This window comes from Henriciella litoralis (assembly GCF_002088935.1).
Classification (GTDB): Bacteria; Pseudomonadota; Alphaproteobacteria; order Caulobacterales; family Hyphomonadaceae; genus Henriciella; species Henriciella litoralis.
Genome location: NZ_NCSS01000004.1, coordinates 316,569 through 336,269, shown reverse-complemented (window position 1 = coordinate 336,269; position 19,701 = coordinate 316,569). Strand labels below are relative to the sequence as shown.

Genomic DNA, 19,701 nt, shown 5'->3' with positions numbered 1-19,701 from the left:
TATGCGCATGAACCAGGTCACCGTGCCGTGCGTCGACTATGCGGCGAGTGTCGCTTTCTACAAGACGTTGGGCCTCGTCCAGATCGTCGACAGTCCGCCGCGCTATGCCCGGTTTGAATGCCCGGCAGGCGATGGCGGCGAACCAGCGACCTTCTCACTTCACCATGTCGATGGCTGGCCGGGCGCCGATGACCCCTTGGTCTATTTCGAAGTGGATAATCTGGATGCTGAGTATGCACGGCTGAAAGCGGCGGGCCTCGACTTCATCAGCGCGCCGGAAGACCAGACATGGGCGTGGCGCGAGGCCTTTCTGAGAGACCCTGCCGGCAACCGCATATGCCTCTATCAGGCCGGGCCCAACCGGCGGTTCCCGCCCTGGCGTCTGAAGGACGCGCCAGAGCAATAGGTGTCCTCGGCTTGCCTCACTTGCCCCGCGCCCCAATGTCAGGCGGTGAAACGAGACAAGCCAGGAGAGATGCCATGAAAGCCGTGAAGATTGCCGCCCCGGGCGGATTCGACAAACTCAACCTTGTGGACATGGATGATCCGGGCCAGCCCGGCGCGGGCGAAATCCGCGTACGCCTGCACGCCACCTCGCTGAACTTTCACGATCTGATCGTCACTTCCGGCCAGAGCAAACCGGCCGACGGCCGTATCCCGATGTCTGACGGCGCGGGCATTGTCGAAGCGGTGGGCGAGGGCGTCACGGACTTTGAGGCTGGCGATCATGTCGTCTCGACCTTCTTCCCCGAATGGCTGTCTGGCCCGGCAATGATTTCCGATTTCTCCGGCACGCCGGGCGACGGGATCGATGGCTATGCCCGCGAAGCGGTGGTGGCCAAGGCAACGTCGTTCACGAAGGCCCCTGAAGGCTGGAGCCATGCTGAAGCGGCTACCATCACCACGGCAGGCCTCACCGCCTGGCGCGCGCTGGTGGTCGATGCGGGCCTCAAAGCCGGTGACACGGTGCTCGCGCTCGGCACAGGCGGGGTGTCGATCTACGCCATCCAGATCGCCAAGATGATGGGCGCGAATGTCATCGTCACATCTTCATCGGACGAGAAGCTGGAGCGGGCGCGCGACATCGGCGCGGACCACACCATCAATTACAAATCAGATGAGAAATGGGGCAGCACCGCGATGAAGCTGACAGGTGGACGCGGCGTTGATCATGTCATCGAAGTCGGCGGGCCGGGCACGCTGGCCCAGTCCATCAAGGCCGTGCGCGTCGGTGGCCATATCGCGCTGATCGGCGTGCTAACCGGGGTCAATGGCGATGTCCCAACCGCGCTTCTGATGCAGAAGCAGGCAAAGATCGAAGGCCTGATTGTCGGCTCACGCGCGGCCCAGCAAGACTTCGTTCGCGCGATCGAAGCTGGCGGCATTCGCCCCGTGATCGACCGGAGCTTCGGGCTTGATACGCTCGGCAAGGCGTTCGAGCATCAGGCGAGCGGCGCCCACTTCGGCAAGATCGTCGCTGAATGGTAGGCGCGCGGGCCTAAACGCCGAAGAAGAGATAGATCGCCGAACAGGACGCGAGGCCTGCAATGATGTTCATGGGCAGGCCCGCCTTTACGAAGTCGCTGAACCTGTAGCCCCCAGCGGTGTAGACGATGGTGTTCGTCTGATAGCCGATGGGCGAGGCAAAGCTTGCGCTGGCGCCAAACATCACCGCCAGCACAAGCGCGCGCGGGTCCATCGCCAGCGTGTCCGCCAGCGTAATGACAAGCGGCGTCATGATGACGGCCACGGCGGCATTTGTGACAAGTTCGGTGAGCACCGATGTCAGTCCGTAAATGATCAGCAGGACAATAAAGGGCGAGGCGGCGAGCAGGAGCGGCGAGGTCGCGTCCACGATCAGCGAGACAGCGCCGGTGTTTTCCAGACCGCGTCCGACGATGAGCATGGCGACAATCAGGGCGAGAACGCTGGCCTGAAGTGAGCGCCAGGCATCATCGGCGCTGATACAGCCCGTCAGAAGGACAATGCCGACACCGATAAGCGCTGCGACTGCCAGCGGTGTGCCGAAGATGGCGCTCGCAATGATCACACCTGCAAGGGTCGCCATGGCGAGCGGGGCGTGCCCCCGGCGGAACGGCACCGCATCAATCTCCCGGTCAATCAGCAAGGGGGTGGATGTGGCGAGCGATCTCAGCGTGCCTTCCGTGCCTTCCAGAAGAAGCCGGTCACCGGCCCGGATCCGGCACCCGGCGAGCGTCGGCCCAGGATTGTTGCCGGGCCGGGAAAGCCCGCGCACGGTAATCTGATAGTTGGACAGATAGGTGAGCTGTGACAGCGGACGGCCGATATTGGCGTCGGTCGGCGAAATAGTGGCTTGCGCCTGAATGGGTTCTTCAGGATGCGCCTTGCGCTGGCGCAGCCCTGTGCGAAAGCTCTGCCCAGTGGCGAAGGTGAGCAATTCTTCCAGTGTCGAGCGGATCGTCAGCCGGTCGCCCGCTGCGAGGGCGCGGTCTTCGTCGCTTGCGTTCACGATACGGTTGCCGCGCCGGTGCGAGACAAGCGTGACGCCCTTCACCTTGAAGTTCGGCAGATCCTCGGGTGTCGTGCCGATCACCTTGCTGTCTTCATTGGGAAAGATGTCGGTCAGAAACGTTTCCGGGCGTGCATCTGCATCGTCAGATGCTTCGCCAGACGGTAACAGCCATCGACCAAGCAGCAGCATCACAGCCAGACACGTCACCAGTGTTGCAACGCCCACAATCGTGATTTCGAAGATGCCGAACCGCTCAAGGCCGCGCGAACTGGCGACACCGGCGACGATCAAATTGGTCGAGGTGCCGATCAGGGTCAGCGTGCCGCCGAGAATGGAAATGTAGGAGAGCGGGATCAGGACCCGCTTTTTCGAGATCGACAGCTTCTGGGCAAGGGCGATGACTACTGGCACCAGGATGACGACAACAGCGGTATTGTTGACGAAAGCAGAGCCAATGATCGTGACGATGGCCACCAGCATCAGCGCGCCAATCCGCGACGTATCGGCGAGCGCCAGGATATGTGAGGCCAGAAACTCAAGCACGCCTGTGCGCTGCAGGGCCGCCGCAAGGATAAACATGGCCCCGATGGCGATCGGCGCGCTGTTGGCAAAGGCGCCAAGCGCCAGATCCTCACTGACGAAACCGAAGGCGAGAAAGGCCGCAGCGCCGGCAATGGCCGTTGCAGCTGGTGGCAGGCGCTCAGCCATGAAGCTCACCAGCATCACGACGAGAATGCCGATCGCAATCCAGGCCGAATACGCGTTCACAAAGTCGCTCACTAAGAACCCCTCAAACTGACCCCCAATAACGCCGGGCGCCGGGGTCAGTTGCAGCCGCATAATGGCAAGGTCGAGGCAAGCCACGAAAAGTATGCAAATTTTCATGCCTGCTTTAGCGGGGAGCCTTCACCTGCTTGCCCGATTATGCTTTAAGTCGCGCATATTGCGGTGCGGATTGAACCTTTACGCAAGGGAAGCTCGTTCCTATTTATGTCTCGCGGCGAGTGGCCGTAGTTTTCGACGGAGGGTAGTTAATGCTGCTCAACATGCTGAAAGCCAAACTTCATTCTGGCACGGTCACCCAGTGTGACCTGCACTATGAAGGCTCGGTCTCGATTGATCAGGAGTTGCTCGATGCGTCGGGTATCCTGCCGAATGAGCGTGTGGACATCTGGAATGTCACAAATGGCGCCCGCATTCAGACCTATGCGATTGAGGCCCCGCGCGGCTCCAAGACAATCGGCGTGAACGGCGCAGCGGCCCGTCACTTCTCCGTTGGCGACAAGGTCATCATCGCGGCTTTCGCCTCGATCGAGGCAGACAAAGCGCGTCAGCATGCGCCAACCGTTGTGCTGCTGGACGATGCCAATGAGATGAAGACGCCCAGCGCGGCCTATTAGAGTTTTCGCCAGCCAAACGAGGCAGACAGGCGACAAAGAAAAACCCCTCATCCGCCGGATGAGGGGTTTTGTTTTGGCGCAAGCCTGTGTGGGTCTAGCGCAGCTCGAAGGTCACGTTGACGTTCACCGTATAGCCAACTTCGCCGCGAGCGATCTTGGTTGAGGCGTCCGAGGCAGCCATGCGCATTTCGGCCATGGGCTGCGGACCTGAAAAGCCGCTGGACTCATTGATGGTCACGATGCGGGCGACCTGCATGCCGACGGCGTCCGCATAAAGCTCGGCGCGGGCCTGGGCTTTGGCGATGGCATCGCGGCGGGCCTCATCGCGGGCGGTGTCTTCATCCGAGAGGCCAAAGCTCAGCCCATTGAACGTATTTCCGCCCGAGGACACCATCGCGTCCAGCGTCTCGCCGAGCGTGTCGAGATCACGCACTTTCACGCTGAGCTGATTGGTGGCCTGATAGCCGGTGATGCGCGGGGGCTCGCCATCTTTGCGGCTGGAATAATCATATTGCGGCTGCACCGAGAAATTCGAGGTCTGCAGGTCGCGGTCGGCGACGCCGGCTTTTTTCAGCGCAGCGAACACGCCGTCCATGGCCATTGCATTTTCAGCGACAGCCTCGGCCGCACTGGCAGCCTGGGTGGTGACGCCCGCATTCAGCATGGCGGTGTCGGGCTCGCGGCGTACTTCACCTTCGGCTGAAATCGTGAGGGTCGTTTCCGGCTGGATCGAGTTGGCATTGGCCGCTGGCGCAGGAGCCTGGGCACCTGTGCCAGATTGCTGGGCAAAGGCTGCACCGCAGGCAATGACAGCTCCGGTCGCCGCCACGGCGATGATTGGGTGGGGTTTCAAAATTTTCATAGCAGTCTTCCTTTCAGGGGATTTTTTGACTTGCAGTGCCAATTCAATTCCTGCATTGCGGCGTGATCGTGACATTGCCATGATACAAACCGCACTTTTCTGTGCCGGGCCTGTAGCTCAGTTGGTTAGAGCGGACCGCTCATAACGGTCTGGTCGGGGGTTCAAGTCCCTCCGGGCCCACCACCAGTTATGCCGGATTGCGACTGGTCGGCGTTCGCCATGCAGGGCGATTGCCAGTCCAGACCCTAGGGTCGCGGGGCAAGTGTCGCCGTCGCACGCACCAGTTTACCGTAATAAACAACGTGGATCTGATAGGTCTCTTCCGAAGGAAGTCTGATCTCGACCGCGCCGGACTCCCGGCTGCTCGTGAAGTGGCGTTCGACCTGATTTCCGGCCTCATCGAAAATTTCAATGGTGGCGTTTATCTCAGGCATACCCTGCCATGCGATTTCCCGCTTTGCTCCGTCGCTCCGGTCAAACAGTTTGGGGCGTGCATTCTGGGTGCCGGGAACGAGCCATACGAAGTTGAGACACTCCGAAAAATCCTTCATGCTTTCGGGAGCGGCCCCATCGGGAACATGGGGATGGATACACAGCGCCCAGCGCCCCGTCGTGTAACTTGGCATCGAGACTTTCAGTTCGGGGTTCCGCCCCGAAACGACCGGAAAGCGAGCGGTGAATGGGTGGTCAGGGTCATCATCGTCGAGAAAGAAACCATATGCGAAGTATGACATGTCACCGGAGTCCCGAAGTATGAAGGTGGGACGTTCGAGATCGCTGACGCTCATGCCCGTGAGGTGCGGTGTCTCGACCGGTTCTGGTGTCATCTCCGGGTAGGTCATCGCCAGCGCTCTTCCGCGGTCCCGGGCCTCGTCTTCTCCAGTTTCGGAATCAGGAGCTTCGATCACACGAATGCTCTCCTTGACCGGGGCCGCCCGAACCGCCCCAGCCGCATAATCGCCATCACCAGTCGCTGCGACGTCCAGAAGGCAGGCCAGGTGAGCAAAGTCACTGACTTTCATCCGGTCGCAGATATTGCGGGCAAGATCGAGAGCCTGGAACCGAAAATCCTCAAGACGTCGCAGAGCCGCAGGCGCCGAAGCGGTCAGGCCTTCTCTGGAAAAGACTGACTTCCCGTCCGCAGACCCTGCTTTCCAGGCCTCGATCAGCGGCGCGTAGAAATCATCCAGGACAATGGGCGCTTCCCATGGCGCGTCCCCGAGATGAGGAAGATCGTTGGAAATGTCGCCATCGACCTGTCCGAGCAACCCGCGCAGCGCCGCACCGTCTGCAGGCTCAAACCCCATCTGAAGGGCACGGCGGGTCCGCGAGACGACGACGCGGCCAATGCCCGGTTCGGTCAGGATCAGCCGATCGGGCTCGATCGTGATCTCGGCTCCATCGGGCAGGTTGTCCTGACCTGATTGTGCAGACTTCCCGGCAACGAGAATATCCAGATGATCTCCAAAATAGACTTCGATGGGGCCGAAGGATGACTGAATGGCGAAAGCCGACGCGAAGGTCAGATGGTCCGATGCCGGCTCGAAGCGGCCAATGAGCTGGAAGGCAGCATTCCCGGATTGAAGCAAGATGTAGTCGCCAGTCGCGTGAAAATCGAAGGCAAGACCGTCTGGTGTCACCATGTGGGGATCGCCGAAGACGTTGACTGAGGTGCAATCTGGATTGTCGGGATCCGGCGCACACTGGCCGTCATGGCATATCGTGCACGCAGGACAGCCCATCAGGAAGTCCTGGCCGTTCTTCTCATTTCTCGTATAGGCAAATGTCATCTTGCCATCGGTTACTCCGTGACCATCCGCCCAGTCCCAGACAAGGTCCCATGGGGTATAGAGCCCGCTCGCCATATTTTTGCGGCCCTCCGGGGTCTTTTGCAGCACTTCGCCAGCAAAGTCGTAGGCTTCTGCATGGCACTTCCTTTGGCAGGCTCCGACAAGGAAATCGACTTTCTCGCCCGCGGCGCCGAGTATTCCGGGATCATATTTATCAAAGCACCGATCCAGGCAGTCGTCGTGTATCCGGCAGCCATCATGCGTTCCGCACTGATAGAGTTTGGTGACCTGGATCATCATCGGCGAGACGCAGACATATTTCTCGCGATAGTCGCATGTGTCAGGACAGTCACTGCCGCACGCTCCACGGCAGCGGCTGTTCATGGAGCCGAACTGGTTGGTGATCGGATCATCCCAGTCGGAATGCGGCGCCGAAACGCTGTCGACGGACTGGCGGGCCTGCGCCCCGGGCAAAGCCAGGAACAGTGCCAGCCCGAAAGCGAGAACCGCGACGCGAAGCGTACTCCGGGCACTCATTGCTGGCCCCCATTGGACGTCTCTGCCGCGACCGTCTCGAGGCTGAGCGCGCCTTCGCTGTCGAGCGGGAAATAGCCAAAGGCGGCTGGAATGAGGCTCTCTGACGGAACGCTGACCATGACCTCGGATGGGGCTGGTCGGCGGTCTGGATTCTCGGCGGGCTGATAGCCGCAGGCGGACGCTTCAGCGTAGTATTCAAACGCGCCCTTCCGGTCCGCGATCTTGTGCTTCAGAACAAGCTGCAGCGGTAGAAGCAGCGCGGCGGACGTGGCCGGCGGCAGACGCTCGGCTTCCGGTGCGCAGGCCAGATCGAGCGCGGCGAACACCATTGCTTCGAACGCCGGGGAATGCGCAAGGGCATCGAGGGCTTCGGTCTCCGGGCCCAATGGGCCATGGGACGAAATAAGCACATCCCCCTGCTGCAACGTCCCGGCCTCGGGCGTTACGGAAACGCGCCATTGCACGCCGTCGACCTCAAACTCCGCCTGGCCATCGGGAAAAGGGACGCCGGCACCAACGCTTGCCCGCACGCTGAAGTCCGCCCCGCTGATTGAAATCTGCGAAGGGCTGAGGCGTTCAAACTTGAGCGGCTCGTGGTGCGCGGGAGGAACGGTGATTTTCTGGAAGACGGTTTCCTCGCCCGCCGCCTGACCGATCAGCGAAATTGTCCCCGGCCGACCCGGCGCAATTGCGTAGAGGCTCTCACCGTCTGTCGCGAGTTCACCTCCCCCAGCCAGCCTGACCGCCTTGGCCCATTCTGCCGGCACGACGACAGCCTCGCCGGGAAGGGCCATAACTTCATCAATATCGGCAGGTGGCGTTTCGGGGGGTAAGCCGGTCTCGCCGCTGCGCTCCTGGGAGCACGCGGCAAGAAGGCAAAATGCCAGGAGGCTGATCGAAGCGTGAACTCGACCGGCGTTCGGAAACGACATGCAATCCCCTTCGCTGCTGAGGCCTGACCTCATTTGGCAAACGCGGTCGCCCGGAAATCTCCGCCAAAAAAATTGTCAGCGATGGCGGAAATGGACGGACGAATGCGTGTCCTTGATTGGCGGGGAAAGCCGGAGGACGTTTTGCAACAGAGCTCACTTTACGGTTCGGTTCCGCCGCTGGGACGTTTGATCCTGATTGCCGGGATGGTTATGAGCGTGGCGCCATCTGCGCTCGCCGCCCCTGTCGTGATCGACCTGCCGCCTCTCGTCTATGCCGGACGAAGCGCGGGTGCGGCGGTCATCACCCTGCCAGGCGTAACCTACACAGGACGAGCGGCCGGCACGCCGCAGAACCAGCCAGCGGCCCTGGAGTACTTCGATCCACCAACTGAGCCTCGAATTTCAGAATATCTCTCGATCGAGAGCGCGGCAGTCGACGTGTCCTCGGGGCTCACCCTCACCTATGACAATCTCCCCGATGAAAGAGGATATGGCGCGCTCTTCTATGTTGGCGGCGCTGAACCGAGGCTCGCGGGCTGGTTCTATACACAAGCTGGACAGTTCAGCGGCGAATTCCGACGCGCCAGCCTGCCGTCCTACACAGGTGACTGGAAAGCCTGTATTGGCTTCGCCCCGGCGATGACGGCGCCCGACCCAGACCCGTCGCACTATGATGACTGTCTTGATTTTGTGGCGATCGGACCGGGCAGTCTCGGCGTCCATCCCGTTGTCGAGATGGATCCCGGCCCTCTGCGCGCGGGTGAAACCGCCCGTCTCGTCTACTCCGGTATGCCGCCTTGCAATTGCGAGCTGTCGATCCACGACGACGCCGGTGTCGAGCTCTCGCGAGGCTTCACCGGAAACAAGCCCGCGGGCGACTGGACTTTCCGTATCGACCAGCCCGGATCCTACGAATTGCGCCTGACCTATCATGGCGACGCCGTGCGTGCGCGCCTCCCGTTCGAAGTCACCAGACCATGACGCAATCTTTTTTGACCGCGCCCACAGCCCATTCCACCAGATTATCGAGGCCCATCATGAAGCAAGTTTGTGCCATCCTTACCGGACTGATGACCTGTATGGCGCTGGCCGCGCCCCTGCCTGCGATAGCCCAGGCCTCCTCCGGCAGCGACGCTGAACGGGATGCTCTCATTGAGAGCTGCCTGCGGTGGCGAAGCAGCACCGATGCGGACACCTATTGTCCAATGTATGCAGACACTATGCTGAAGATGACGCCGATGCAGACGCAGGCCTACTTGGTCGCAAAGGAAGACTGCTTGCGCAGATACGCTGAAGGCACCTCGAAATATATTTGTGAAGAAGAAGCGATCGAGGTCGCGCGGAACACCTATCCGAATCCGCAGGTCGACATCGCACGGTCGCCCCTGTCGGGCATCGGCAAGCCGATCGTCATGCCGGACCTCTCGGGGAAGTTGCCGTCTGGCCCGCTGGTGATCGACAAGACGGTCCTGGAGAATGCCAAAGCCGATCAGGAGGCTGGGCTCACACTCCGTGTGCCGGTGACTTTTTCAGGCCTTCCGACGATCGGTGAGATGGAAAAATACTATGGCAAACCCGCTGGCGTGAATGGCGGCGAACCGTACTTCATCATCATGTGCGAAATTGCGACCAATGTCGCAGCTGACGGGACGCTGCGCGCGGCCGCAGGGGTGCCGTGGGTCGTCAATGGAGGGGAGAAAACCGAGACCGTTTCGCTCCGCTTCTCCGACCGCTTCAACAATGGCGCGCTCGCCTCAACGGCCAGGACGCTAACCTGTTCGCCGTGGTTCGGGCTCAAGCTGAAGACCGGCGAATACTATCTGCGCGGCGCGGAGACTTTCGTCGGCCCCGGCTACGATGTGGCCAGCGAATTTTGCAAGTCACCGCCCAATTTTGAAGTCGGCCATGATGACACGTGCAGCTGGCTTCAGGGCAAGATCGAGAATGGCCAGATCACATCGGTCGACCGCCACTATGGCGGGAAGCTTCCGGACGGCGTGACACCGGCGGCGCCGTTCAAGAAAGCAAACCTCGGCAACTAGCCGAAACGACAGATGTCTCGTCTTCCCAGGGCGCCATCCCGGGATTTTTGGCGGAGTGCGGCCCAGCTTTGCGTGTTCCAGTTTGAAGCAAGATCCAGAGAGGAGTACCCTATGCAACCAGACTCACTTTCAACAGGTCGCCTGCGCGTCCTTGCGGCTTGCGCATCGGTTGCGATGATGGCGGCGTGCGGACAGACGAACGCGGAGTCGCCCGACCCGCAAGCCGCTTCCAATGGCCCGGCCACCAATAGTTGCGCTATTCCCTTTCCCACCGAAATTCCGGTTCCGGACAAGCTGACGATCGAGTCGTGCACACCCTCCGAAAAGATTACCGGCTTTCATGGAAAGGCGCCGCTCCCCGGGAATGTCGATACGGTGTTCGAGGCCCTGAAGGCGGACTATGCGGCAAATGGCTACTCGTTCTACGACAATTCGAACGGAAAGATCCGGAGCGGCATCTTTGGCGGCAAACAGCATCGCAAAGGCGAGATCCAGCTTAACCCGAAGGATGGTTATTTGTCGGTGTCGATCAATATCTACCCGCCCGACATGGAAGAATGACGCGTTTTCTGCCCCAAACCCTCACCGAAAGTTCGAACGCATGACCAGTCGCCCCGTCTTCAGGACCCTCTCCGTAATCGTCGCCACGTTCGTAGCCATAACAGGCTGCGCGCCCGCAATGGGCGTGGCCCAGGAACCACCGGTCGACGCCGACCAGGCTTCAGACTCCGGTGCAGATACGGTCTACCTGCCTGAGGGCTTTCCGGAGACCATCAATTTTCCGCAAGGAACAACGCTTCGAAGCGCGACCGGCGGAATGCCGCCGGACTATGCAAGCCGGTCGTATCTGATCGAAGGTCAGGCCGGGATGTCCAAAGCAGATATGGCCAGCTTCTTTCAGGCCATGCTTGAGAAGAAGGGTTTTGAAATCCTGAGCATCGAGGAGGGGTATGCGACGGTCATCATGTTTGCCGCTCCGGGGCTCGACGATGGAAGCGTCCAGATCGTCGATGGGTTCGACTCCGACACCTCTGCCATCTTCACGCTTTCCCTGATCATGGAAGCCGAGCCAGAATAGGTCCCGTCAGCTCTGTTGCCTTTGCTGCAGATTACGGCTTTACCTGACCCCTGTATCGAACCGTTTCCGGTTCCGCCAAGGGGACGATCTTTTGCCGGACATCAAAGGCAACATGCAACCGGAGGAAGGACGAGAGCGAAGCCTCGACCTGTCAGATGAGTTGCTGGCCGAGACCTATGATCTGTTGCGGCGTATCGCGTCCCGGCAACTCGCAGGCCGGAGAAAAAGCGCGACGCTCAACACGACGCTGATCGTCCATGAGGCCTGGTTGAAACTGTCTCACGACAAAGATCGAAGGTTCAATGATGAGGACCATTATCTGGCGACCGCCTCGCGGGCCATGCGCCAGGTCCTTGTCGATCATTCGCGCCGAAAGCTGGCTGAAAAGCGAGGCGGCGGTGCGGTGCACATCGATCTGGATGAGTATACCGCTGCGGCGCCGACGGCTGAAAGTGAGATTGTGAATCTGGACGCCGCTTTGCAGGACCTCGCCAGGCTTGATCCGGATCTTGAGCGGATCGTCGAATGCCGTTTTTTTGCAGGCCTCACCGTCAATGAGACGGCCCGCATACTCGGGCGGTCCGTCAGAACGATTGAGCGCGACTGGGTTCGCGCCCGCACCTATCTGGCAGAATATCTTGATGCCGGTCGCTGACTGGACAACGGATCGCCCGGAGCGTGACGACCAGGGCGAGCACTGGCAAAGTGACCTCAATTTATATGCGTCTGGCGGCCTTCGCCGGTGCAATACGTGTTGGTGAGGAATGATGCCCGTGAGAGCCTGGCATGTCGCGGGGGCCTTGCCGGTTTCACCAGTGGCAAGAAAGACGATTGAGGTCTCGACGTGAACGCGGAGGAACGATCCCGATGGAGCCGACTGGACGCGGCCTTCGCACGCGCCCTGGACTGCCCGGAATCTGAACGCTTTGCCTGGCTGGAAAGCGAGTATGCGGACGATCCCGAAACGCTGATGGCGGTCAGAACGCTCCTGCGCCGCGAAGCCGACAGTCGTCACCGGTTCGACCACCTCTTCAGCTTGCGTGACAGTCTCTCCGAGGAGCTGGCAGATCATCTCGGCGAGTCGAATGACGACCCTCGCATCGGCGCGCTGTATGGTCCGTGGCGCGTGATCCGCCGGATCGCGGCCGGCGGCCTTTCCGTGGTTTACGAGGCCTGTCGCAGCGATGGCCGATATGAGCAGCATGCCGCCTTGAAAGTTATGCATGGGGGGCTGCATAGCGTTGACGCAGTTCGCCACTTCCTGCGCGAACGGCGAATTCTGTCGACGCTCGATCACCCGGGCATTGTCCGGATCCTGGACGGCGGGGAAACCGCAACCGGCGCTCCTTGGCTGGTTATGGACCTCGCTTCCGGAACGTCTATCACGACCTATTGCGACGCGAATGCACTCAGCCTCAATGCCCGACTGACATTGGTCGCAGAAATTGCCGACGCTGTTCAGTCAGCTCATGCAAGACTGGTCGTTCACAGGGATATTAAGCCGGAGAATGTGATCGTCTCTCCGGAAGGACGACCCCGGCTCCTCGACTTCGGCGTCTCGTCTCTTTTGGCCGGCGAGGTGCCCGATGAGCCCGGTCACGCAATGACGCCGGACTATGCCTCACCAGAGCAACGCCGGCTGGAGCCCGTCACCACGGCCAGCGACGTCTGGCAGCTTGGCCGTCTTCTGGATGAGATCTGTGAGGGCTTCCACCCTCTGCCTCGGGATGTGCTCGCCGTCATCCGGAAAGCGACAGCAGAGCAGATAGAGGATCGCTATGAAAGCGCCTCCGGTTTTGCAGCGGACCTGCGAAAGCTCGTGCAGGGCGAGGCGCCGCTGGCCTCTCCTGATGGTCGTCTGCGAGCCGCTCTGAGGTTTGCACGGCGCAACACGGCGATCACGCTCCTTGGTATCCTGATGGTCTGCGGACTGGTCGGATGGGCCGTCACCTCGTCGCTGCAGACCCTTGAGATCAGACGCGAGCGGGCGCTGGCGGTCGCGGCAGCCGATCGGGCTGAGCGGGGCCGCGATATCCTCCTGAACCTCTTTCGCCGTCTCGACCCGCTGGAGCAGGATGGTGTGTCCTCTGTGGACACATCCACCGCTACCCTGGTCGAGCCCACCCTGGCCGATGTCCGCGAACGGCTTCCTGACGATCCGTTCCTGCGTGCAGAGCTGGTGGGGTGGGCCGCCCGTATCCGCCAGCGGGACGGAAACCTTGATGAGGCCCGTGCGCTGGCCCAGGAAAGCGTGGATGTCCTCCGGCAATCCGGTGACACCGCATCGACGACATATGCTGCCGCGCTCGCCTATCTCGGCCATCTCGACATGCTGTTGGGAGCGCCTGATGTTTCGGAAGCGGAAATTTCCGAAGCCCTCGAAATCGCAATCGAGGCACCGCTGGACGACGCGGCAGCCCTCGACGCGATGCTGTCTGCCATCTGGGCGAACGAGTCTGACTGGCAGCACCAGCGCGAGCTGCTGGAGGCGGCCCTTCCGAGAACATTGGCAACCGGTTCGGCAAATGCCGAAATCGAAGTGCGGTCAGGACTGGGGCGAGTGCTCAGCAATCTCGGCCTGCTGGCGGAGGGCGAAGCGGAAGCCCGCGCAGCGCTCGCGATTGCGGAAGACGTCTACGGACCAACCCACCCCAGGCTGACCCTGCCGCTGTCTGATCTGGGACGGATACTTTTCAGCAGCGGGCAGGCCGAGGAAGCTGTTGCGACCCATCGCCGAGCCGAAGAAATCGCCACAGCCGCTTACGGCGCCCTTTCCGAGGAAGTGCTTTCGCACAGGAACAACCTTGCGCTTGCCCTGTCCGCCGCCGGGCGCGAAGACGAGGCGATCGCTGAGCTTCAAGCTGTCATAACCATCCTGGAAAGCGTCAAGGGCCCCGATAGCCGGGCCGTGGGCGAAGCCCTGCAGAATCTGGCTGCAGAGCAATCTACGACAGGTCAACTCGAACAGGCTCTGGCCTCGCTTGATCGGGCAGAGCCCATTCTGATGCAGACGCTTCCTGCCCAGAACCCCCGAAGAGGCTTTCCCGCGCTCACGCGGTCTGCGGTCCTGCTTGACTTGCAACGGTACAGGGAAGCCCGGACGGCCTCGCAGCAGGCATTCGATATATTGTCCGCAACACTGCCCGACGGCCACTACGCCGTTGAAATTGCGCGCTGTCGCATGGGCATGGCTGATCTCGGCATGGGAAATGAGGCTGAGGCGGCCAGCCTGCTGAGCCTGGCGCTCAAGGCGCTTGAGCAACAACCATCGGCGCCGGGGACCTATGTCGCCCAGTGCCGGGAAGCGGGCTCGAAACTGGGAATTGTTGAGTAGCCGAGATTACGGATATCCACAGTCGGGAGGCCGGGCGCCATCCCCACACTTGTGCCGGGAATGCCCAACTTGCCCTTTCGGCGACGAAGGTAAGCATTGCTTGGGCGCAGGCCAGAAATCACTCAGTGAACCGCTTGCCAACCGGACTTAAGGATAAGACACTATATCCAACAGATATCAGGATATTCAATGTCGTCTGCCCCTGACCCAGAAGACGCAGAAATGCTCAAGGCGCTGGCCGACGGCCTCAAAGCGGAAGGTGGGCTTGGTCGGGGTGGGCGATTGAGTGACCTGTTCGACTATCTGCTGGCGCGCACGCTCGCAGGCGATGCGCCCAAGGAACAGGAAATCGGCGTCGATGTCTTTGCGAAGAACGCCTCTCATCCTGCTGATGATGCGACCGTCAGAGTCTATGTCCACAGGCTGCGCAAGAAGCTGAGCGACTATTACAAGGATCTTGGCGAAGCTGCGCCAAGCGCCCTGACCATTCCGAAGGGTGAGTACAAATTAGTCGTTCAGCCTCGGCTGGAGCTTGATTCGGCCTCCGCTGCTGAGGCGGCGCTTCCCGCCAGATCCGTCACTTTGCCTGTCGGCGTCATTGCCGTGGCAGTCATCGCCTTTCTGGTGTGTCTGGCTGGCTGGGTTTCGGTCGCTATGGACCGGGACCAAGGTGAGACCGATCCGTATCAGTCTGCCATCTGGGCGCCGCTCAAGAATAGCCAGCGCCCATTGGTGCTGGTGGTCGGCGACTATTACATGTTTGGAGAATATCGCGACAAGCTGTTCCTGACCCGGCTGATCCGTGATTTTGAGATCAACTCCAAAGACGATCTCACGCGCGAAATGCGCGAGCAACCTGACCTGTTTTCGCAATACGCAGACGTCTCGCTCGAATACCTTCCGACATCGGTCGCCTTTGCCATGGCGGATATTTCTCCTGTCATGGCGGCAAAGAACCCCTGGACGGTTCTGGCGTCAGACCTGATGCCTGAATCGGTGAAGTGCTGCGATATCATATATGTCGGCCTGACCAGTGGCATGGGGCCGTTGCACGACGCTATTTTTGCGCGCTCCAGCTATAAGATCGGCGATACTTACGATGAAATCATCGACACGCGGACGAACGAAAAGTTCGTGAGCGAAGCGTTTCTGGCGGCGCCCGGAGAGACCATGTATCGCGACTATGCATTGTTCTCGATGTTTGAAGGCCCAAGCGGAAACACGATCTGGGCTTTCGCAGGCACGAGAGATACCGGGCTGATGGGGCTCACGGAATCCTTGACCGACCCAGACTGGGTGAGACGCAAGCTCAGTGCGAAGGCGGGGCAGCCGGGCTATGAAGCCCTGTTTGAGATCACCGGCCAGAAACACGTAAATCTCGATACCCGGCTGGTGAGCGAAGGCATTTCGTCCAAAGCGGGTGGTTGGACGTCTGAGAATTCCAGCCCCACCGACTGAAGATGTAACGTTACAGTAACGCAGAGGCGTAACCGTAATTAACGTTGTCGCGGCTTCAGCATCCGGCAAATCCCTCCCTCACAACAGCGCTTCGCAATGAAGCCGGGAATGAGGGAGAGATAATGAAGCCGAACACGAAGCTTATGTGCACTTGCAGCGCAATGGTGCTGGCGAGCATGACAGCGCAGGTGGCTCTGGCGCAGGGCGAAGCGACAAATGACGATGAGCGGCGTCTGTCCTCCATCGAAGTCATCGGTGTGACGCTCGAGGAAACGCTTACGAGCGATCTGGAACGCTATGGCTCGGATGTCGAAACCATCACCTCAGAAGAATTGCGCAATGAGAGTTTCACGGACGTCTCTTCCGCCTTGCAAATGAAGACGCCGGGCCTGTTTCTCGCGCCGCGCGGCGGGCCGTTCAGCTACATCGATATTTCGCTACAGGGCTCGCGGACGCAGGATATTCTGTTTCTCGTTGATGGGGTCCGCATCAATAACCGGCTCTACTCTGGAACGATTACGGACACGCTGCCGTCCAGCATGGTCGAGCGGGTTGAGGTGGTAAAAGGCGGCCAGGGACTTTTCTATGGCACGCAGGCTGCGGCTGGCGTCATCAATGTCGTCACGCGGGGGTACACCGATGAGTTTGACGGCCTGGTCGAAATCGGTGCTGACACGAATGGCGGCCTGCATGCTGACGGCTACATCCGAGGCGCGGCCGGGCCGGGCAACTATGTCTTATATGCGTCCCATGACGAGGCGGACGGCTTCGACACCTATACGAAGGTGCAGCCGAGCGTCACGGACCGCGACCGGAGCTATGAGGTCACCAGCTTTGGCGGGAAATACAGGCTCGAACTGTCGGACACGCTGAATATCGACGCGCGCTATCAACATAATGACGCCGCGCTCGACTATTCCGGCGCCCGGTTGACGGCATTCGCGCAAAACGACCGCGATGAAGACATTGCCAGCTTTGGTCTCAACTACGATCCGAGCAAGGATCTGGCTGTTCGCGTCAAAGCCTACTGGCATGACTGGGACACCGAATACACGACGATCAATAATGTCATCGGGTCTCCGGGCCAGACGGTCACCGTCGATGATCGCACCTATTGGGGATATGAAGACAAGGGCATCAATATTCTCGGCAAATACAAGACGTCGATGGGGGTTGAACTGGTCGGCGGCTATGACTTCCAGCAATACTCAGGTCGCGACGATGTCCTTCTAATTGAGGAGCAGGAAGAGAAAGTTCATGCGGTTTTCGGACAGGTCCGGACAACCGAAGACATGTTCAAGCGTGGCGCCCTGGCCGCAGGGGTTCGCTACAATAAAACGGGCGACGCGACCGCGACCGTGTGGAATCTGAGCGGGCGCTATGACCTGACTGATAGTCTTTTTGTTGAGGGGATTGTCGGGACGTCATTTCTGCTTCCGACAGCTTACCAGCTCTATGCGGTCGATCCGTGTTGCTCCCTCGGCAATCCTGAACTGGAGGCCGAAGAGAGCGAAAACGCCAACATCTCGTTTGGTGGCAGACATGAGGGGGCGGCGATGTTCTCATGGCAGATCACAGGTTTTGCCCGAAACATCGACAATCTGATTTCCTCATTGAGCTTCACTGACGCAGGCCTCGACCCCACAAAACCCTTTCGTGGGTATGACCCGGCTGACTTCAACTTCACTGTCTTTTCGAATGTCGAAGGCCAGGTGAAGGTGAAAGGTGTCGAGCTTTCCGGCAGCGCGGCTTTCTCCAACGGGCTCAACATGATGGCGAGCTATACGCGGTCTGAAAGCGAGCAGGAATCGGGCGGGATAACCAGCGATATCCAGCGTATTCCGCGCGACTACGCAAAGATCGGTCTGAGCTACCAGCCGGCCTCAGAACAATTCGGTCTCAGCGCAAATGCGCTCTGGACGGGCGAGCAAGTGTCGAGCGTCACAGGCTTCGGCACGGTGAATTACGGTGACTATGTGGTTGTGGATCTATCAGCGCATGTCTTCATCGATGCAGAGCAGCGTCAGAAGGTCACCATGCGGCTCGAGAACGCTCTGGATGAAGACTACATAACGCGTCCAGGGTCTGCACTGGTCGACGGGACCACAACGGCAGAGCGGTTCTATTACGGCAACCGCGGCGTGCCGCAGACTTTCCATATTTCCTATAGCCTTGCTTTTTAGGGCTTCGCCGGTCTCGCATGACCTCCCAGGTGCGAGACCGGCGTTTTTTTGAGATTTCAAACGCCATGCTCAAAGCCATTATCATTCTGCATCGATATCTCGGAGTGTGTGTCGGGCTGATCATGACGATCTGGTGCCTCTCCGGCTTCGTGATGATGTATCAAGGCTACCCGGACACTTCGTCCACCGAACAAGAAGCATCGCAACAGAAGCTGGACTTCAGCGGGTGTTGTGACACCGAGATGATCGGTGGGGCTGACAGCGCGCCCGCATCCAGTTTCCGTATCGAGATGCGTGCAGATGAGCCGGTTGTTGAGGTTCGCGGCGGAGATAATGCGGGCATCTTTTCATTGCGCTCAGGCGCGCGCGTGGAGCCGCTTGACCGCGCACACGTCGCGACCGCGATCGACAGGTTCATGGCCGCCAACGGTATAGAGGGTGACATCGTCACGCTCGAGGAGATCGAGGTCGATCAGTGGACCGTCTACATGTGGCGACGGGCCGCGCCGCTCTGGAAAGCCACGCTGAACGATCGTGCGGGCACATATCTCTATGTTTCCGGCGCCAGCGGCAAAGTCGTTCAAGATGCAAATCGGCAGGAGCGTATCGTGGCGTGGCTGGGCGCCATTCCCCACTGGCTGTATCCCCAATTGCTGCGCCAGAACCAGCCGCTCTGGTATCAGACGGTCATCTGGCTGACCGTTCTGGGCATCTTTCTCACCGGAACTGGGCTTCTGGTGGGTATTGTGCGCCTGCGGGGCCGGTCTGGTCGGTGGTTTCCCTACAGGAGACCGGTTTGGCTCTGGCATCACATGATCGGCGTGTTTGCAGGTTTGCTTGTCCTGACATGGACCGCCAGCGGACTGTTGACGATGGCCCCATGGGGCCTTCTGCAAAGTGAGCCGAGTACGCCCCGAAGCCAGGTCGCAGGGGCCATGAGCTGGGAAGAGGCCCGTCTCGCCATAGAGGCAGCGCGGCGTGCAGATATCCCTGATCTGCTCAGCCTGAAGAGCGCCCCGCTCGCCGGTCAGCCCTATCTCATTGCGAACACGCGTGATGGTTCAGCCATTAGAATTGGTCCTGATGGGCCATCGACGCTGTCTCTGCCAGACCTTCAGGCGCAATTTGAAGCACATGGCCTGAGCGTCGAAACGCTTTCGGTTCTGCGCAAAGAAGACGGCTATTATTACGGGCACAAGCGAGATGTTGAGCTTCCGGTCATTCGGATCGTCCTCAACGATCCTGATCGAACCCGGGTCTACTTACATCCTGAGACAGGCGAGATTCTGCGGTTCGTGTCCGCCACAACCAAACGCTATCGCTGGCTGGAAAATGGCTTTCACAATTTCGACTGGCCGATCCTGCGCCAGCGGCCCGTTTGGGATATCGTGGTCATCCTGCTGCTCCTCGGCGTGACCGGCGTCTGCGCGACGGGAACCTGGATGGCTTACAAGCGTGTCGGGCAGGACTTCAAACGCGCCCGAAAAGCGGTGGCAAAGCGTTCGAAAATCTCCGGCGGCGGCAGAGCATAAAAAGAGGGCCCGACATTTCTGCCGGGCCCTTTGGTATTTTCGCTAGCCGAGCGAGTTTA

At 60.0% G+C, this 19,701-nt stretch carries 16 protein-coding genes and 1 tRNA gene; 13 read left to right on the top strand and 4 right to left on the bottom strand.

Features of this window, described 5'->3' with window-relative positions:
- Position 1: 1 nt before the first annotated feature.
- Positions 2-406, top strand: coding sequence for a VOC family protein (locus B8783_RS01570; RefSeq protein ID WP_084418019.1), 405 nt, complete (start codon positions 2-4; stop codon positions 404-406).
- Positions 407-480: 74 nt separating this feature from the next.
- Entirely contained in the window at positions 481-1,488 is a 1,008-nt protein-coding gene (locus B8783_RS01565; RefSeq protein WP_084418018.1) for a zinc-dependent alcohol dehydrogenase family protein, read from the top strand.
- A gap of 10 nt (positions 1,489-1,498) precedes the next feature.
- Here B8783_RS01565 and B8783_RS01560 read toward each other — a convergent pair whose 3' ends face one another.
- On the bottom strand, positions 1,499-3,274 hold the full coding sequence (locus tag B8783_RS01560; RefSeq protein ID WP_169711673.1) for an SLC13 family permease: 1,776 nt from the start codon (positions 3,272-3,274) through the stop codon (positions 1,499-1,501).
- Between the two features lie 254 nt (positions 3,275-3,528).
- Between B8783_RS01560 and panD the strand changes: the two genes are divergently transcribed.
- Positions 3,529-3,894 (top strand): aspartate 1-decarboxylase, encoded by a 366-nt coding sequence (gene panD / locus B8783_RS01555; protein WP_084418016.1) that lies wholly within the window; start codon positions 3,529-3,531, stop codon positions 3,892-3,894.
- 94 nt (positions 3,895-3,988) lie between these two features.
- Here the strand turns inward: panD and B8783_RS01550 are convergent, their stop codons facing one another.
- Complete coding sequence (locus B8783_RS01550; protein WP_084418015.1) at positions 3,989-4,756, bottom strand: SIMPL domain-containing protein; 768 nt, start codon at positions 4,754-4,756, stop codon at positions 3,989-3,991.
- A gap of 106 nt (positions 4,757-4,862) precedes the next feature.
- On the opposite strand from B8783_RS01550, the gene B8783_RS01545 reads away from it, so the two are divergent.
- Positions 4,863-4,939 (top strand) — tRNA-Ile (locus B8783_RS01545).
- Between the two features lie 62 nt (positions 4,940-5,001).
- Here the strand turns inward: B8783_RS01545 and B8783_RS01540 are convergent.
- Together B8783_RS01540 and B8783_RS01535 are read right to left on the bottom strand one after the other, a co-directional pair.
- Positions 5,002-7,083, bottom strand: a complete 2,082-nt coding sequence (locus tag B8783_RS01540) for a VWD domain-containing protein (RefSeq protein WP_084418014.1) — start codon at positions 7,081-7,083, stop codon at positions 5,002-5,004.
- Complete coding sequence (locus B8783_RS01535; RefSeq protein WP_139792202.1) at positions 7,080-8,015, bottom strand: hypothetical protein; 936 nt, start codon at positions 8,013-8,015, stop codon at positions 7,080-7,082. Before B8783_RS01535 ends, B8783_RS01540 begins: the two co-directional genes overlap by 4 nt.
- Positions 8,016-8,117: 102 nt before the next feature.
- On the opposite strand from B8783_RS01535, the gene B8783_RS01530 reads away from it, so the two are divergent.
- The 9 genes from B8783_RS01530 (at position 8,118) to B8783_RS01490 (ending at position 19,642) form a co-directional block, all read left to right on the top strand.
- Complete coding sequence (locus tag B8783_RS01530; RefSeq protein ID WP_139792201.1) at positions 8,118-8,996, top strand: hypothetical protein; 879 nt, start codon at positions 8,118-8,120, stop codon at positions 8,994-8,996.
- Positions 8,997-9,052: 56 nt separating this feature from the next.
- On the top strand, positions 9,053-10,057 hold the full coding sequence (locus B8783_RS01525; protein WP_139792200.1) for a hypothetical protein: 1,005 nt from the start codon (positions 9,053-9,055) through the stop codon (positions 10,055-10,057).
- Positions 10,058-10,168: 111 nt separating this feature from the next.
- Complete coding sequence (locus tag B8783_RS01520; protein ID WP_084418010.1) at positions 10,169-10,618, top strand: hypothetical protein; 450 nt, start codon at positions 10,169-10,171, stop codon at positions 10,616-10,618.
- A 40-nt stretch (positions 10,619-10,658) separates the two neighbouring features.
- A complete protein-coding gene (locus B8783_RS01515; protein ID WP_139792199.1) occupies positions 10,659-11,135 on the top strand; it encodes a hypothetical protein in 477 nt (158 codons plus the stop codon).
- Positions 11,136-11,226: 91 nt separating this feature from the next.
- Positions 11,227-11,790 carry an ECF-type sigma factor gene (locus tag B8783_RS01510; RefSeq protein WP_139792198.1) on the top strand — a complete coding sequence of 188 codons (564 nt, stop codon included), beginning with the start codon at positions 11,227-11,229 and terminating at the stop codon, positions 11,788-11,790.
- A gap of 189 nt (positions 11,791-11,979) precedes the next feature.
- Positions 11,980-14,469 carry a serine/threonine-protein kinase gene (locus tag B8783_RS01505; protein ID WP_084418007.1) on the top strand — a complete coding sequence of 830 codons (2,490 nt, stop codon included), beginning with the start codon at positions 11,980-11,982 and terminating at the stop codon, positions 14,467-14,469.
- 189 nt (positions 14,470-14,658) lie between these two features.
- Positions 14,659-15,927 carry a helix-turn-helix domain-containing protein gene (locus B8783_RS01500; RefSeq protein WP_084418006.1) on the top strand — a complete coding sequence of 423 codons (1,269 nt, stop codon included), beginning with the start codon at positions 14,659-14,661 and terminating at the stop codon, positions 15,925-15,927.
- A gap of 122 nt (positions 15,928-16,049) precedes the next feature.
- Positions 16,050-18,110, top strand: coding sequence for a TonB-dependent receptor plug domain-containing protein (locus B8783_RS01495; RefSeq protein WP_139792197.1), 2,061 nt, complete (start codon positions 16,050-16,052; stop codon positions 18,108-18,110).
- A 65-nt stretch (positions 18,111-18,175) separates the two neighbouring features.
- Positions 18,176-19,642 carry a PepSY domain-containing protein gene (locus B8783_RS01490; RefSeq protein WP_169711672.1) on the top strand — a complete coding sequence of 489 codons (1,467 nt, stop codon included), beginning with the start codon at positions 18,176-18,178 and terminating at the stop codon, positions 19,640-19,642.
- Positions 19,643-19,701 lie beyond the last annotated feature (59 nt).

Bases quoted from the DNA above. Each gene is read 5' to 3' on its own strand.
- B8783_RS01500 (WP_084418006.1), top strand. From the start codon at position 14,659: ATGTCGTCTGCCCCTGACCCAGAAGACGCAGAAATGCTCAAGGCGCTG.
- B8783_RS01535 (WP_139792202.1), bottom strand. From the start codon at position 8,015: ATGTCGTTTCCGAACGCCGGTCGAGTTCACGCTTCGATCAGCCTCCTG.
- B8783_RS01565 (WP_084418018.1), top strand. From the start codon at position 481: ATGAAAGCCGTGAAGATTGCCGCCCCGGGCGGATTCGACAAACTCAAC.
- B8783_RS01520 (WP_084418010.1), top strand. From the start codon at position 10,169: ATGCAACCAGACTCACTTTCAACAGGTCGCCTGCGCGTCCTTGCGGCT.
- B8783_RS01490 (WP_169711672.1), top strand. From the start codon at position 18,176: ATGCTCAAAGCCATTATCATTCTGCATCGATATCTCGGAGTGTGTGTC.
- B8783_RS01570 (WP_084418019.1), top strand. From the start codon at position 2: ATGCGCATGAACCAGGTCACCGTGCCGTGCGTCGACTATGCGGCGAGT.
- panD (WP_084418016.1), top strand. From the start codon at position 3,529: ATGCTGCTCAACATGCTGAAAGCCAAACTTCATTCTGGCACGGTCACC.
- B8783_RS01530 (WP_139792201.1), top strand. From the start codon at position 8,118: ATGCGTGTCCTTGATTGGCGGGGAAAGCCGGAGGACGTTTTGCAACAG.
- B8783_RS01550 (WP_084418015.1), bottom strand. From the start codon at position 4,756: ATGAAAATTTTGAAACCCCACCCAATCATCGCCGTGGCGGCGACCGGA.
- B8783_RS01495 (WP_139792197.1), top strand. From the start codon at position 16,050: ATGAAGCCGAACACGAAGCTTATGTGCACTTGCAGCGCAATGGTGCTG.
- B8783_RS01540 (WP_084418014.1), bottom strand. From the start codon at position 7,083: ATGAGTGCCCGGAGTACGCTTCGCGTCGCGGTTCTCGCTTTCGGGCTG.
- B8783_RS01525 (WP_139792200.1), top strand. From the start codon at position 9,053: ATGAAGCAAGTTTGTGCCATCCTTACCGGACTGATGACCTGTATGGCG.
- B8783_RS01515 (WP_139792199.1), top strand. From the start codon at position 10,659: ATGACCAGTCGCCCCGTCTTCAGGACCCTCTCCGTAATCGTCGCCACG.